The following is a 224-nucleotide window of genomic DNA, read 5'->3' on the forward strand; positions in this document are numbered from 1 at the left end:
AAGGAATTGTTACAACCGCCATTATTAGTAGAACTGGTAATGGCGGTTCTGCTTTTCCCCTTAGAGATACTTTGAGACCGGCCAATCCGAAGCTAAAATTCTTTGTCAGTCTACCCCTTTCTCTCAAAGATTCAGGCATCAAGCTACTGCCTTTTTTCGCCTTTATTTAACCTTAAGCCTGCCTCTCTCATGTTAGGTCTGCCAGTATTAATCCGCCAAACTTC

The sequence above is a fragment of the Pararcticibacter amylolyticus genome (assembly GCF_003130405.1).
In the GTDB taxonomy this organism is placed as follows: domain Bacteria; phylum Bacteroidota; class Bacteroidia; order Sphingobacteriales; family Sphingobacteriaceae; genus Arcticibacter; species Arcticibacter amylolyticus.